Below are 15,104 nucleotides of genomic sequence, written 5' to 3'. Positions count from 1 at the left end.
CCTGCCGCGCGCCGGGCGCATACCAGCAGCGGGAGTCGACCGCTAGAGACTTTCGGCACCGCACCTGCTAGAGTGGTGCCTTAGGTGAGTCGAAGTATGACTCCCTGCGTCGCAGATTGCTTCTCCTTCTCGCCCACTTTGAGTGACTCGGTCACCCGGTGAGGCTCGTAGAAATTCTCTTCGGCGAACGATTGCGGACACCTCCGCCTTCGCCACCATCGCCGGTGCCATAGAGCGTTGTCACCTGACTGCGCCGTGACCGCACATCTGTGCACGAGCATCGGCTCCTTGCCCCGAAAGGCAAAGCTTTGTCTAACACTACTTTTGGCTCGCTCGGCGTGCCCATGCCCATCACCGACGTCTTGGATCTAGAGGGTAAGACCAACGCCTTCCCGATCCAGGTCGACACCCTCCCCGACACGCTGTCGGGCCGCGACGTCCTCGGTCGCGGAAAGACCGGCTCGGGCAAGACCCTCGCCTTCTCCATCCCCATGGCCGTGCGCCTGGGATCCAAGGGCGGCAAGTCGCGTCCCGGACACCCCCGTGGACTAGTCCTGGCCCCTACCCGTGAGCTCGCCACGCAGATCGAGGCCGTCATCGCGCCGCTCGCTCGTGCCTACGGCCTCAAGACCACCACGATCTTCGGCGGCGTGAAGCAGCACCGTCAGGAGCAGGCCATGCGTGCCGGCGCCGACATTGTCGTGGCGTGCCCCGGCCGCCTCGAGGACCTGATGAAGCAGGGCCACGTGAAGCTCGACGCCGTCGAGATCACCGTGCTCGACGAGGCCGACCACATGGCGGACCTCGGCTTCCTGCCCGGCGTGACGCGCATCATGAACGCGACCCCGCAGCAGGGTCAGCGCATGCTGTTCAGCGCAACGCTCGACAACGGCGTTGACAAGCTCGTCAAGCGCTTCCTGTCCAACCAGATCATGCACTCCGTGGACGAGGCCAACAGCCCCGTCGCCGCGATGACGCACCACGTCTTCACGGTCACCGGCGCCGATGCCAAGCGCGACCTGGTTCAGACCCTCGCCTCCGGCACGGGTCGCCGCATCCTCTTTATGCGCACCAAGCACCAGGCCAAGAAGCTTGCCAAGCAGCTCACCGCCGCGGGCATCCCCGCAGTTGACCTGCACGGAAACCTGTCGCAGAACAAGCGCGACCAGAACCTGGCGCTCTTCTCCGGCGACAACTACCGCGTCCTCGTGGCAACCGATGTTGCCGCCCGTGGCGTCCACGTCGATGGCGTCGAGCTCGTCGTGCACGTCGACCCGCCCGCCGAGTCCAAGGCGTACCTGCACCGCTCCGGCCGCACGGCCCGCGCGGGTTCGGCTGGAGACGTCGTCACGGTGGTCCTGCCCGAGCAGCGTCGCGAGACCGAGCAGCTGCTTCGCCAGGCAAAGATCACCGTCCGCCCCGAGGCCGTCAACTCTCAGTCCGCTCAGGTCATCGAGCTTGTGGGCGAGGTCGCGGCCTATGTGAAGCCGGCTCCCATCCAGGAGCCGCAGCGCGGCAAGTCGCAGGGTGGCAAGTCGCAGGGCGCGAACGCCCAGCGCAAGCGCTCCAATCGCGACCAGCGCGGCCAGGGTGGACAGGGTGGCGCCAGCGCTAACTCCGACCGTCACCGTCGTCCCGAGGGTGAACACGGTCAGCACCGTCCCGCCGGCTCCGGTCGTTCCGGGGGCAGCTCCAACCGCGTCAAGGGCGAGAGCCGTGGCTACGGCACCGCCGGCTCCGGTGGATCGGGAAGCTCGAATGGCTCGAGCCAGTCGCGCTCCAACTCCAACGGCGGCCAGCGTCGCTCCGGCTCGAGCTCCAATGGTTCTGGCGGCGCCGCGGCGTTCTCCTCGAAGTCCAACGGCAGCCGCAACTCGCGCTAACGCTTTCGTCGACGCATCGTCGACCTGAAATCCGGTCAAGCCCGGCATCCCACAGCCCGCGAGGGCGCGTCGGGGTGCCGGGCTTTTTCGTGCCCAGGACGCGGTTGTCGTCGTGCCCGCGACACCACCCCCGGTCGGTGAGATGCTGACGGTTAGGACTGCAACGACGGGGAGTGTGAAGTGGGCGACCTCTACTACATCGCGAATATGTCCCTCGACGGTTACACCACCGACGCGAAAGGCAACTTCGACTTCACCGAGCCCGACGCGGAGGTTCACCAGTTCTTCAACGCCCTTGAGCGCGGCTTCGGCGTCAGCCTCCTGGGCCGCAGGATGTACGAGACGATGGTGTGTTGGGAGACGAATCCTGCGGACGCTTCGGAGTCCGCCATCGCTCAGGAGTTCGCTGAAATATGGAGATCGCAGCGCAAGATCGTGTACTCCACGACCCTCGATGCGGTCAGTTCCCAGCGCACGAGCATCGAGCGAGTCTTTGACCCGGCCGCGGTGCGCGCCATGGTGCGCGAATCGCCAACCGACGTGAGCATCGGCGGCCCGACCCTGGCCTCGGCCGCGTTGCGGGCGCGCATCGTGGACTACGTATACGTGCTGGTGGTGCCGGAACTGGTCGGCGGCGGACTCGCGGCGTTTCCGGAGGGAGTGTGCGCCTCGCTGCAGGCAATGGAGCGCCGCCAGTTCGCCAATGGAACGGTCGCAATGCTGTACGGAGTCGTCAGCAAGCGCCGCTTATCCACTGGCCCCTGACTCGTTGAGCCGGCCTGCTCCCGGTGCGCGCTGGGCGAATAGACCTTACGATGGGGTATCCCAGGCGCGGCCCGGTGGCCGCGTTAGAGGCACATCGACGGGCCTGGGGGCGGGGGGAAAATTGGCGAAGCCTGAGGGGGCCGGGACCGAGCGTTGGGACGCGCGTGATTTTGACGCACCCATTTCTACGGGCGAAATTCAGTTGACTCAAGTGCAGTCGAGCCCGCGCGTGATGTTTGCCTTCTCCTTCGCGGGCATGGCGTTCGCTTTTTTCTACGTCGGCTGGTTCATGTGGGCTTACGATCAGCCAAATTGGTTCATGGTGTTCGTGTCCATCTTCACCGCCGCGGTTTTTGCCGCCGGCATACCGATGGCCAATACGCGCTATTCGACGCACGCCGCCATCGCGATCATCACCGTGGCGAGCCTGATTCTGCTTGTCTATACGGCCGTGTTGTCCATCGCCTCCGACTCGCACCTGCTGTATCTGGCCGCCGGATTCGCGATGCTCGCGCTGGTTCCGGAGCGGCTTTGGAAAACACGGATCGGGTACGCCGCCGTTTTGGTGATGCTCGTCGTGGTGTGCGAGGCCCTCTTTCCCGCACCCGTGGGGCTGTCAGCGCAGGACGCGGCCCGGGATGCCCTGGCCGCGAGCGTGAACCGGATGTGGACGGTGATTGTGGTCGCGATGGCAATGGCGATCATGTTGTTTCGCAGTACCCGCCGCAATCGAGACTTAAGTGGTGCCGCGGAGCTGGGGGAGTACCGGGCCAATACGGATCCGATGACCGGCATCGCGAACCGGCGCCCCGTCCTCGCCCGGCTCCACCAGTACGACGACGACAGTACGGGCTACGCGATCGCGATCATCGACATCGACTCGTTCAAGCGCATCAATGACCAACTCGGCCACGAGGAGGGGGACGCGTTGATCTCCGCAATCGCCCGCCGGCTGCGTTCGCACTTCCGCCAGAGCGACCTGGTGAGCCGGTGGGGCGGCGACGAGTTCCTGGTATTGCTGCCCAACATCGAGCAGGCGGAGCTCTTCGGCGTGCTCGATCGACTACGCGCTTCGGTCGCGAGTTCGCCCTTCTCTCTTGGCGCCGACCCGATCGCCATTACGCTCTCGATAGGCGCCGCGATCACCGTGCCGGGATGCTCGTCGCGGCGCACCATTAACGCCGCCGACAGGGCGCTCTACACCGCAAAGCACACTGGGCGAAACCGCGTGGTGTTGGCCGGCAGCAACGTCGGCAAGCTCGCCTAGGGGCCGCTACCCGAGCAGGGAAACCGCGCGGGCGATGACCAGTGCCAGAAGTACGAAGCCGGCGAACGACTGCAAGCCCATGAGCCCCTTTGCGCGGTGCGACAGGGGCATGACGTCGGTCGGGCTAAACGCCATCGAGTTGGATCCCGACATGTAGAGGTAGTCGACGTAGGTAGGTCGCCAATTCGACTTGCTCGATGACCGGGCCGCGACTTCGTAAATTGCGTCATGATCCTCGTCCTGCGCGAAGCGGAAGTCCGCTCGGGGCAGGTCCGCGCGCGCGACCTTTGACCGGGTAACAGGGCCCCCGCGATCGATCTCCCAGTACAGAAGGGCGAAGACGATCACGTTGGTCGCCCACACCTGGAGTGCCGCCAAGAGCAGGCCGGGACCGGCGCCATCTGCGGGGGTCACGAGGGTGAAGATAAGCGCCACCAGGGCGGCCAGGTTGGCGACGCCTAGTAACGTCGTTTGGCCGATCGACAGCCGCCGCGACCACTCGGTCTGGCGCGTGAACCGGACCGGGTTCATGACGATCAGCGGGATGAAGAGCAGCAGCCCTATCCCGACCACGGCGTAGCGGATGCCGGGGAAGAACGAACTTGGCAGGCTCGCGTACAGCGCCAGCGCGATGACGAGCGCGGCCACGGCCGGCCACCGGTGCTCCGCCGTGGGCGCGGGGGCGTGGGGGTGCGTGTCCGTGGCGGGGTATGCCAGTTCGTTAACCGCGTCGCGGCCAGTGTTCATGTCTCTAACGATACGCGCGGGTGGGCAGGAAATGCGCCCCCGCGGCGGGCCGGGTGCTAGCCGACTGGGACGGAATAGATCTCGAGAAAGTCGTCATAGGTTTCCGGTTGCTGGTCCGGCGGGATCACAAAGATCGTGATTTCATTGATCGCACTCTGGGCCGCGCCGGTGAGGGTGTCCTCCGTCAACGCAGATATCGTGACGCCGGAGCTCACCCCGACACTGGTGCCGTCCACGTCGTACCGCGCTGCGCACGCGAGGGTGACCCCGTTCTCCCGGGGTGTCGTACACGCTGGCGCCAGGACGGTGTCCATGGGACCCATGTGCTCAGCGAATGAAGCCGTAGTCTCGGCGAAGCGCTCGGGAAGGTCATCGGCGACCTCCATCGTGAAGCACGCGGCGGGGGGCGATTCGGTGCCGTCTCCCCACGCTTCCAGCAGGTCGGCGCAGTCGACCGCGACCGCATCGGCCGGGGCTACCTGCCAAGCGGCTGCTCTCTCGGTGAGGGCCTCCACGTTGTCGTCGCCGCTCGAGGAACAACCGGCGAGGGACAGGCCTGCGACCATCGCCGCAGCCAGCGTCAGACCTGTTTTCATGCCCAGACCGTACCACCGGGGGCGCCGCCAGCGCCTAGACTCGTCGGGTCATGGATGCCCTTTTTGAGATCACCGAGCCCGCGCCCTCCGCACTGACGGAGGGCCTCAATCCACCACAGGCAGAGGCGGTGTTGCATCACGGCGGTGCGCTGCTGATCATCGCCGGAGCGGGATCCGGCAAGACCCGGGTGCTGACCCATCGCATTGCGTACCTGCTGGAGACGGGTCGCGCGCGCCCGCATGAGATCCTCGCGATCACGTTCACCAACAAGGCTGCGGGGGAGATGCGCGAGCGCGTCGCCGCGCTGGTGGGCCCGGACGCTAAGCGCATGTGGGTCAGCACCTTCCACTCGGCGTGCGTGCGCATCCTGCGCCGCGACTACGAGAAGGCCGGCCTCAAGTCCACGTTCTCGATCTACGACACGTCTGACTCGGTCAACCTCATGAAGCTCGTCATGAAGGAACTGGACCTGGACCCCAAGAAGTTCACCCCCAAGTCGATCCTGGGGCGCATCGGCACGTACAAGGACGAACTCATCGAGCCCGCGGACGCGCTGGCGGCGTCGGAGCTGGCGTCGCGCCACTCGATCGAGAACGCCGCGGGCAAGGCCTACGGCCTTTACCAGCGCCGGCTGGAGGCCGCCAACGCGGTCGACTTCGACGACATCATCGTGAAGTCGGTGCGCCTGCTGCAGAACCACCCGGAGGTGGCGCTCCAGTACCGCGAGCAGTTCCGCCACATCCTGGTGGACGAGTACCAGGACACCAACCACGCGCAGTACACGTTCATCCGCGAGTTGGTGGGCCCCGAGGACGACGCCGCGCTGCCGCCTGGCGAGCTCACCGTGGTGGGTGACGCGGACCAGTCGATCTACGCGTTCCGCGGCGCCACCATCCGCAACATCATGGAGTTCGAGAAGGACTACCCGAACGCGCACACGGTGCACCTCGAGCAGAACTATCGCTCCACTCAGAACATCCTGACGGCAGCCAACGCGGTCATCTCCAACAACACCGGTCGGCGCCCCAAGAACCTCTGGACCGATGCCGGTGCGGGCTCGCGGATCGTCGGCTACGCCGGGGACACCGAGCAGGAGGAGGCGCAGTTCATCGCGCGGGAGATCCGCCGCCTGATCAGCGAGGACGGCGTCCAGCCTTCCGATGTGGCGATCATGTACCGCGCTAACGCCCAGTCCCGCTCGATCGAGGGCCGGCTAGGCGCCGCGGACATCCCGTACAAGATTGTGGGCGGCACGCGGTTCTACGACCGCAAGGAAGTCAAGGACATGCTCGCGTACCTCGCGGCGGCCGTGAACGAGGACGACGACGTGGCTACCCGCCGCATCATCAACGTCCCCAAGCGCGGCATCGGCGACACAACTGTGGACGCCGTCGAGGGCGTGCGCCGGACGCTCAACGCGTCCGCGGGTGCGGGCGAGTCGATGAGCTTTGGCGACGCGCTGCGGCGACTGGACGACTCGGGGCTAGCGGCGCGGTCACGTGCCGCGATTGCGGGCTTCGTGCGCCTCATGGACGACATCCGCTCTCTCGCCGAGGACAACGGCCCCGCCGGAGTCCTCGACGCCATCGCGGACCGCTCCGGACTGCTGTCGACGCTGCGTAACTCCGACGATCCCCAGGACGCGAGCCGCATCGAGAACGTCATGGAGCTCGTGGCCGTGGGCCGCGAGTTCAGCGAGGAGAACCCGGACGGCTCGCTCGCGGACTTCCTCGAGAAGGTGGCGCTCGTCGCCGATGCGGACCAGATTCCGGACGCCGACGGCGGTGGCGGGGTGGTCACGCTGATGACGCTCCACACGGCCAAGGGCCTCGAGTTCCCCACCGTGTTCCTGACGGGCATGGAGGACGGCACGTTCCCGCACGTGCGGTCGATCGAGTCGGGCAGCACCAAGGACATGGAGGAGGAGCGCCGCCTCGCCTACGTGGGCCTGACCCGCGCCCGCGAGCGGCTCTATCTGACGCGCGCGGAGGTGCGAGCGAGTTGGGGCGCACCCCAGTACTTTGCGGTCTCGCGGTTCGCGGAGGAGATTCCCTCCGAGCTGGTGGAGTGGCAGCGCTCGCAGACGTCGATGGCGTCATTGCGTGCGCGGTCGGATCGCGGCACGTCTCGCGACAGCGCGTGGTCCTCGTCCTACGGCGGCTCGCAGGATCGCTCCGACGGCAACAGCTACTCGAACGCGGGCGGGGTGCCGATGCGCAACGTGCCGCCGAGCCCTCCCGGCGTTGGTGCCGGCGGCGACTTGGGCTTCGAGGTCGGCGACCGCGTGACCCACGACAAGTACGGCATGGGCAAGGTCATCGGGCTCGAGGGCTCCGGCAAGAACGCGGCCGCGAAGGTCGACTTTGGTGCCGATGGCGTGAAGCGCCTGGTGTTGCGCTTCGCTCCCATCGCCAAGCTCTAGGGGCAGCTCGACATAGAAAACGTGCCAGCTCGGCGCTGCATCCGTGGCGGGATTCCAGGGCTATGTTGCCGTGGGTCCCTACGTTGAATCGGGGCCTTTGCGCGACTGCCGGACGCACGCGTTCGCCCAGAGTGGCCCTGTCGCCGCAGTCATACTAGGTCGTGGCCGTTGTGAAGTTTGTACCTTTTGCGCACCTAAATACATTACGTTACTGTCCGGTAAGTAAGGGCTTGCCGCGATGGCGCCCTGCCTGGACTTTTCCGTCCCGGCTACCTCAATGGAGAGGAATAGCGCATGAACATACGCAGTCGGTACTCGAGTACTCGGGGGAGGGCGTTCGTGCTCTCGACCAGCGCGGCGCTCGTCGCTGCGCTCGCCCTGTCAACCCCAGCATCGGCAGGGGGAAGCCGCCATGACACCCCCGTCCCGGACTTCGGCCCGAATGTCACAATCTTCACTCCCGGCACACCACTTGAGCAGATACAGTCAACGGTGGATGCGCTGGCCGATCAGACCCGCGATGCGGAGATGTCGGATGACCGCCACGCGGTCTACTTCATGCCTGGCGACTACGGCACGGATGACACCCCGCTGCAATTCGAGGTGGGCTATTACACCGAGGTCGCCGGGCTTGGCGCGTCACCGGACGACGTCACGGTCAACGGCAAGATCGAGGTGTACAACCGCTGCCTTGAGAATGAAGGCACCTCCAATTGCATTGCACTGGTGAACTTCTGGCGGACACTTTCCAACCTTTCGCTGCAGGTCAACGGCGCTGGCCAGGATGGCTGCCGCGCGAGCGCCAACTTCTGGGCGGTCTCGCAGGCCGTGTCTCTGCGACGCGTAGACGTGTCCGGCGGTGGCTTTTCGCTCATGGACTACTGCACGGCGGGCCCACAGTATGCGTCTGGTGGGTTCATTGCGGACTCGCGCTTTTCCGGAGATGTGATCAATGGCTCCCAGCAGCAGTGGCTGACGCGCAACAGCGACGTTGGAAACTGGACCAATGGGGTGTGGAACCAGGTGTTCTCCGGAGTAGTGGGCGCTCCCGATGACGCGACCTTCCCCGACCCGACGTACACGACGGTCGACAAGACTCCGGTGAGCCGCGAGAAGCCGTACCTCTTTGTGGACGACCGCGGTGAGTTCAACGTGCGCGTACCAGCCGCCAAGACAAACACGCGCGGAGTGTCGTGGGACGACGGGACAACCGCTGGCCGCACGGTGCCGATTGACGAGTTCTACATCGCGAGGCCGGGTGACTCTGTCAAGCAGATCAACAAGGAGCTGGCGCGCGGCAAGAACCTGCTGCTCACGCCCGGTGTGTACGACATCGGCTCGAGTATTGATGTCAAACGCAAGGACACGGTAGTGCTCGGGATGGGCCACGCCACGCTCACCGCCGTCAACGGCGCTACGCCTATCAAGGTGTCCGACGTATCCGGAGTCATCATCGCCGGGGTGTCAATCGATGCCGGTTCACGGGAGTCGTCCGTGCTCCTGCAGGTGGGCAAAGAGGACAAGAGCAACGGCCATGGCAAGGAAAATGGTCAGACCAAGAAGGCCGATACCAGGAACCCCATTACTCTCAGTGACGTCTACTTCAGGGTGGGTGGACCCCACGTCGGCAAGGCGGATGTGGCGCTGGAAGTCAACGCAGACAATGTGCTCATTGACCACACTTGGGTGTGGCGTGCTGACCATGGAGTCGAAGGATTCAGCGGCGACACGGAACGTTGGAACACCAACATCGGCCGGAACGGTGTGGTGATCAACGGCGACAACGTGACGGCCACCGGACTCTTCGTAGAGCACTTCCAGGAGTACAACACCATCTGGAATGGCGAGAACGGCACGACGATTCTTTACCAGAACGAGCTGCCGTACGACCCGCCAACCCAGGCAGACTGGACCCAGCCGGACGGCACACTCGGGTGGCCGGGATACAAGGTCGCGGACGATGTTAAGAGGCACAAGTTGTACGGCGGAGGTGTCTACGTATTCAACCAGAACAACACCGACATCGTCACTGAAAACGGCTTCGAGGTGCCAGAGACCAAGGGCGTGCTCTTGCAGCACATCATGACGGTGAACCTGTCCGCGGGGACAATCGAGCACGTGGTCAATGGCGTGGGCGGCGCCGCCACGGTTGACAACACGGGCACACCGCAGTTCGTGGTGGACTACCCCTTGATTCCGTAACGGGCCACAACCTCAAAGGGGGTGTCGCCCTTGCAGGCGACACCCCCTTTGAGCGGTTTGAGACGTCTTAGACGTCGATGACCTTGCTGTCCTTGCCGAACGTGAAGGCACGGACCAGTGACACGATGCCGAGGATCACGAACATCGCACCGGTGAAGACCACCAGGAAGCCAACCGACAGCTGCGGTGCGGCGATGACGAAGATACCGGCGAGGATGCCGACGATGCCGCCGAAGTACGCGAAGCCCTTCGACTCCGCGCGCGAGGCCGTGGCCAGCGTAAGCACACCTTCGATGATCCAGCCGATGCCGATGAAGATCACGACGATGACCGCGAGCACCTCGGTCGAGGACTGCAGGTTCCTGATGACCACGATGCCGGCGATCAGGACGATCAGGCCGAGGATCAGGTTGAGTGCGCGTCCGCTGCCCGACAGTTCGCGCCCGAAGATGCCGAACGCGAGGCGGGTGATGCCGCCAATGACGAAGAAGATGGCGGTGACGCCGGCGAGCACCATCAGGGTCGCGCCGGGCCACACCATGAGGATTACTCCGAGGGCGACGCCGAAGATTCCCACGATGCCGAATGCGGTGCGGATTGCGCCCACTCCGCGGCTTGACAGCATCTCTGCGTCGATGATCAGTCCGTCGTAGACCTCGGACGGGTTGGTGGCCTTGCTCATGTTCAGATGCTCCTCAGATATGGAAAAAAGTGTGACATCGCCGTTGACGCCAGGTCTATGCTACTCAGAAGTTCCAGGCATTCAATCAGTTGCGGCTCAGGCCGCTGCGTGCAGTGGCCGCAGGCGACTACGGGTAGACCGCCGCTGGGTGGTAATCTTCTGCAGGTACGAATGTTTGATGGCAAGGGGCTATGGCGCAGTTGGTAGCGCGCCTCGTTCGCATCGAGGAGGTCAGGGGTTCGAATCCCCTTAGCTCCACTTGCTTTGAAAAGGGTCGTCCTGCGGGGCGGCCCTTTTCTATTTGGGGCTCTCCAGGGCGTTAGTACGCCTTACCTAGCCTCGGCCGGACCTGGACAACCCAAGGCGACCCCAGGCGGAGGTCGAGTGTTCCGCATCGGCTGCGTGAGCGGTGACGGTTCCTACCTGAGGGAACCGCGCCCTAACCTCGGTCTCGAAGCGGTTGGCCAGGGTGAAGGCGAAGGCTGGGCAGTGTTCGCACGCGCCGCCCATCCGCACCTCGACGTCGCCGTCCCTAATCCCGACGAGCTCCACGTTGCCACCGTGCGAGCGAATGTAGGCGCCCACGTCCCCAGCGATGACGGATTCGACAGCCATCCGGAGCACGTCGTCGCCCCCGCTGGGGCTCCGCGGCGCCCAGTCGTGGGGTTGGGACAACGCGGCGATCAGGCTCTCGCGTACCCGGGCGCCCTCGGCGCGCCACGTGCGCCCGTCTCCTAGGTAAGTAAGCACGGCCGTGGGCTCGATCTCCACTCGCGTGAGGGTGCCGTCGTCAAGCACCGCTTGCAGCACCGCGGGCATGCGCTCGACCGCGCCCACGAAGCCGAAGGTTCCCGCCGCGGTGACCCACCTGAGCGCGCTCGAATCGTCCGGGACGGCCTCGGAATGTATCGCTACGGGTTCCACGTCACACCAGCCCCCCGACGATGCGGTTGGCGGCGAACGCCGCTATCCAGGCGAGCACAAAGTAAGACGAGAAGGCGATGGCCGGCCACTTCCACGATCCCGATTCGCGTCTCAGCACGGCGATGGTCGACACGCATTGCAGCGCGAAGATGAAGAAGGCGAGCAGCGCGGCGACCACGGCGGGGGTGAACAGCGGTTGGCCCTCGCGGGGCCCGCTCATCACCGTCATCTCCTGCAAGGCGTCCGCAGGATTCTCCGGATCCTCGGCGGCCGCGACCTGCCCAAGCGTCGCGACGAAGACCTCGCGCGCCGCCAGGGAGGCAACCACCCCAATGTTGATCCGCCAGTCGAAGCCCAGCGGCTCGAAGACCGGCTCGACAAACTTGCCGACGTCGGCCGCGTAGCTGTTGTCGAGCACGTACTCCGAGGTGGCGGCCTCGTTCGTGATGTCGACCCCGGCGGCGGCAATGGTGGCGTCGCTCGGCGAGGGCAGGTTGAGCAGCAGCCAGAGCACCATGGTGGTGAGGAGGATGATCTTGCCGATTTTTTGCAGGAACGTCTTGCACGAGCCCCACACGGACGTGCCTACGCTGCGCACGGACGGCATCCGGTACGGGGGCATCTCCATGTAGAACGGCAACAGTGGTCCCGCGCGGCGGCCCACGCGGGACGCGATCCAGGCGGCCGTCATCGCGGCGACCGCTCCGGCCAGGTAGAGCCCGAACATGATGGTGCCCTGCATGCTGAAGGGTCCCCAGCCGGCCCCGGTAGGAACGAGAAGGCCGATGAGCAGGATGTAGACCGGGAGCCGCGCCGAACACGTCATGAGGGGCGCGGCCATCATGGTCGCCAGTCGGTCACGGGCGGACGGCAGGGTGCGCGTCGCCATGATGCCCGGGATCGCGCACGCGAGGGAGGACAGCAGCGCGACGAATGCTCGGCCCTCGAGCCCCGCGGTCGACATCACCCGATCCATCAGGAACGCCGCGCGCGACATGTAGCCGACGCCCTCGAGCAGCGAGATCAGCAGGAATAGCAGCGCGATCTGGGGCAGGAAGACGAGCACGCCTCCCACCCCGCCGATGATGGCGTCGCTGAGGAAACTGCTGACCCACGGGTTCGTCACGTAGGTGTCGACGAACGAGCCCAGGTAGGCGAAGAGACTCTCGATCCCGTCCTGCAGGGGCGCGGCCACCGTGAAGATGACCTGGAAGAACCCGAACATGGTCGCGAAGAAGATCAGTGAACCCCACACGGGGTGCAAGAGCACGGCGTCGACCTTGCGGGTGCGCTCGTCGACCTCGGGCACCTCGTAGCGCGAGGCTGCCAGTACCGAGCCCATCCACGCGCCGAGTTCGCGCGTCGCCGTGGGCGGGAGTACCGCCGGTACCGGCCATTCATGGGGGCTCTTGAGAAGCTCACGCAGCGCGGCGAGGTCGCTTTGCCTGCCGGCGATCACCGCGACCACTGGCACCCCGAGTGCGCGGCGCAGCGCCGCGATGTCGAGCGTGCCGTGCCGGCGCGCCAACTCGTCGGTAAAGGTAACGACCACACACGTCGGAATCTCGGCGTGGAGCACCTGCGCGAGGAGCCCGAGCGAGCGGCGCAGGACGGTCGCGTCCATCGTGACGACGAGACCGCTGGGCGGTGTGTTCGGGGCGGTCGGGGCACCCTCGTGGGTGCGGTCGGGGTCGAGGCGGTCCGCGACGATTTCCTCGTCGATGCTGATGGGGTCAAGGCTGTAGGTGCCTGGCAGGTCCTCGATGACTACCTTGGTTCCGCCGATGCGGGTGCTGCCCTCGTAGCGCGCGACCGTCACTCCGGGGTAGTTACCCGTCTTCGCGTGCATCCCCGTGAGCGCGTTGAACAGGGTCGTCTTGCCGGAGTTGGGGCTGCCGACGAGAGCGACTCGAACGGTAGCACCCAGGGTCGCGGCACCGCCGTCGGGGGTCGTCACAGCTAGACGCTGAGCGAAACTTGAATACACCTGGCCTGCGCGCGTCGCAGAGCGATCTCGTACCCGGAGACCCGGTAGACCACCGGGTCCGCCATCGGCGCCCGTCGAAGGACCTCGATAGGGCTGCCGGGAGCGAAGCCGAGGTCGAATAGGCGGCGCGCCGTGGCGGGGTCCGCCTCGTCACACACGTCGACGATCACCGCGCGCTGGCCCGGCGCGAGCGAGGACAGCGTCTTCCACCCGATGCACCCAGGATTGTCGTGGGAGTCGATAGTCCTGGTGCTGAGGTGCAACGACACTGCGGACATTCAAACTCCAAGTCGGGCGCTCGATGCGGAATATGGGAAGACTAGTGTTGTGTATTAATGGTAAGGGTACCCTTCGCGGAGGTGATCCCGAAACCCCCAGACCCGGAATCCGGGCCGGTTGCCGCGCCTAGCAGTGCGTCCGCCTGGCAATCCGCTGAGAGTCTTCGCGGTTTGGGAACCTTTCGGCGGTGCCGTAGGTTTACATGGTGCTAGCCGCGCCACGATCTGCGCTGCGGCACGCAATCCCCGCTGACTTAAAGGAGCACCTTCGCGTGAAGAAGTATTGGCTGACCGCAACCACCCTGGGCGCCGTCGCTGCGCTGAGCCTCACGGCTTGCAGCTCGAGCGACGACTCCACCGACAGTTCGCTGACGGCATCGCCGAGCGCGAGCGCGAGCGCGACCGCAACCGCAACCGGAGTGACGCAGTATGGCTCCGAGGACGACGTCGCGGTTCTGAAGACCATCACGTGGGGCGAGGCCGATGGCATCCCCAACCTTGAGTTTGAAGCGCCGCTTACGGTAACGGACTCAACGACATACGTGAGCGCGGCAGGCGACGGGGACGAGATCGCCGTTGGCGACAACGTGGAACTCGAGATCGTCGCAATCGCCGGCGTTGACGGCAGCAACCTGGGCTCGACGTACGAGACGGGCACTTCCGAGACGTACACCATGACCGACGGCGCGATCGATCCCGCACTCTACGCGGTGCTGGTGGGCAACAACGTGGGCCAGACGCTCATCTACGCCACGCCTGACACGAGCGCGACTGTCGCGGAAGGCGAAGACATTCCGGCCGTCTTCTACGCGGTGACCGTCACCGGATCGGCGACGATTCCCGACCGTGCGACCGGAGATGCCGTGGAGCCCGCAGAGGGCCTTCCCCAGGTAACGCTCGACGACGACGGTGCTCCCTCGGTGGACTTCACTGGCACCGAGATGCCTACCGAGCTCGTTTCGCAGACGCTGATCGAGGGCGACGGCGCCGAGGTGACGGCCGACCAGACCGTGACGGTGAACTACACCGGTTGGGTTTGGGACGGCGAACAGTTCGACTCCTCATGGGACGCGGGCACGCCGTTGACGATGCCGCTCACCCAGTTGGTAGAGGGCTGGCAGCAGGGTCTCGTGGGCCAGAAGGTCGGCAGCCAGGTGCTGCTGGTGATCCCGCCCGAGCTCGGCTATGGCGACCAGGAAGCTGGGTCCATCCCCGCTGGTTCGACCCTGGTGTTTGTGGTCGACATCCTGGCCGCTTCGTAAGCATCTAGCGTCGCCGCGAGGCGACGGCGCCTCAGGGGCGGGTCGGCTGAGTCAATCAGCGGGCCCGCCCCTTTTGCGTGCCAGGGGC

Annotated in this window: 12 protein-coding genes and 1 tRNA gene; 7 read left to right on the top strand and 6 right to left on the bottom strand. The window is 65.5% G+C overall.

All coding sequences use genetic code 11. The features are described 5' to 3' along the window. Positions 1-308 precede the first annotated feature (308 nt). The 3 genes from ACQU6B_RS11250 (at position 309) to ACQU6B_RS11240 (ending at position 3,915) form a co-directional block, all read left to right on the top strand. Positions 309-1,883 carry a DEAD/DEAH box helicase gene (locus ACQU6B_RS11250; protein ID WP_430867639.1) on the top strand — a complete coding sequence of 525 codons (1,575 nt, stop codon included), beginning with the start codon at positions 309-311 and terminating at the stop codon, positions 1,881-1,883. Positions 1,884-2,063: 180 nt separating this feature from the next. Continuing rightward, positions 2,064-2,648, top strand: coding sequence for a dihydrofolate reductase family protein (locus ACQU6B_RS11245; RefSeq protein WP_430867638.1), 585 nt, complete (start codon positions 2,064-2,066; stop codon positions 2,646-2,648). 232 nt (positions 2,649-2,880) lie between these two features. Beyond that, positions 2,881-3,915: a diguanylate cyclase gene (locus ACQU6B_RS11240; RefSeq protein WP_430867637.1), complete on the top strand. Its 1,035-nt coding sequence runs from the start codon at positions 2,881-2,883 to the stop codon at positions 3,913-3,915. Between the two features lie 6 nt (positions 3,916-3,921). Here ACQU6B_RS11240 and ACQU6B_RS11235 read toward each other — a convergent pair whose 3' ends face one another. After that, the gene (locus tag ACQU6B_RS11235; RefSeq protein ID WP_430867636.1) at positions 3,922-4,662 is read right to left on the bottom strand and encodes a hypothetical protein; all 741 of its coding nucleotides are present in this window, start codon (positions 4,660-4,662) and stop codon (positions 3,922-3,924) included. A 56-nt stretch (positions 4,663-4,718) separates the two neighbouring features. Beyond that, the gene (locus ACQU6B_RS11230; RefSeq protein WP_430867635.1) at positions 4,719-5,258 is read right to left on the bottom strand and encodes a hypothetical protein; all 540 of its coding nucleotides are present in this window, start codon (positions 5,256-5,258) and stop codon (positions 4,719-4,721) included. Between the two features lie 50 nt (positions 5,259-5,308). Between ACQU6B_RS11230 and pcrA the strand changes: the two genes are divergently transcribed. Further along, positions 5,309-7,681: a DNA helicase PcrA gene (pcrA, locus tag ACQU6B_RS11225; RefSeq protein ID WP_430867634.1), complete on the top strand. Its 2,373-nt coding sequence runs from the start codon at positions 5,309-5,311 to the stop codon at positions 7,679-7,681. Positions 7,682-7,975: 294 nt separating this feature from the next. Further along, on the top strand, positions 7,976-9,883 hold the full coding sequence (locus ACQU6B_RS11220) for an adenylyl cyclase (protein ID WP_430867633.1): 1,908 nt from the start codon (positions 7,976-7,978) through the stop codon (positions 9,881-9,883). Between the two features lie 67 nt (positions 9,884-9,950). Here ACQU6B_RS11220 and ACQU6B_RS11215 read toward each other — a convergent pair whose 3' ends face one another. Next, complete coding sequence (locus ACQU6B_RS11215; RefSeq protein ID WP_430867632.1) at positions 9,951-10,565, bottom strand: HdeD family acid-resistance protein; 615 nt, start codon at positions 10,563-10,565, stop codon at positions 9,951-9,953. Positions 10,566-10,750: 185 nt separating this feature from the next. Between ACQU6B_RS11215 and ACQU6B_RS11210 the strand changes: the two genes are divergently transcribed. Further along, positions 10,751-10,823 (top strand) — tRNA-Ala (locus ACQU6B_RS11210). A gap of 75 nt (positions 10,824-10,898) precedes the next feature. Here ACQU6B_RS11210 and ACQU6B_RS11205 read toward each other — a convergent pair. Genes ACQU6B_RS11205 through ACQU6B_RS11195 form a run of 3 tightly spaced genes read right to left on the bottom strand, consistent with a single transcriptional unit; the run spans position 10,899 to position 13,754 of the window. Further along, positions 10,899-11,489, bottom strand: coding sequence for a NifU family protein (locus ACQU6B_RS11205; RefSeq protein ID WP_430867631.1), 591 nt, complete (start codon positions 11,487-11,489; stop codon positions 10,899-10,901). Position 11,490: 1 nt separating this feature from the next. Then, complete coding sequence (gene feoB, locus ACQU6B_RS11200) at positions 11,491-13,446, bottom strand: ferrous iron transporter B (protein ID WP_430867630.1); 1,956 nt, start codon at positions 13,444-13,446, stop codon at positions 11,491-11,493. Between the two features lie 2 nt (positions 13,447-13,448). Continuing rightward, the gene (locus ACQU6B_RS11195; protein ID WP_430867629.1) at positions 13,449-13,754 is read right to left on the bottom strand and encodes a FeoA family protein; all 306 of its coding nucleotides are present in this window, start codon (positions 13,752-13,754) and stop codon (positions 13,449-13,451) included. 272 nt (positions 13,755-14,026) lie between these two features. On the opposite strand from ACQU6B_RS11195, the gene ACQU6B_RS11190 reads away from it, so the two are divergent. Further along, the gene (locus ACQU6B_RS11190; RefSeq protein WP_430867628.1) at positions 14,027-15,016 is read left to right on the top strand and encodes an FKBP-type peptidyl-prolyl cis-trans isomerase; all 990 of its coding nucleotides are present in this window, start codon (positions 14,027-14,029) and stop codon (positions 15,014-15,016) included. The last annotated feature ends 88 nt before the right edge of the window (positions 15,017-15,104 follow it).

This window comes from Demequina aurantiaca, from assembly GCF_050598105.1.
GTDB classification, from domain to species: Bacteria; Actinomycetota; Actinomycetes; order Actinomycetales; family Demequinaceae; genus Demequina; species Demequina aurantiaca_A.
The sequence above is the reverse complement of the archived record's forward strand: the minus strand, read 5'-3'. Positions and strand labels throughout refer to the sequence as shown.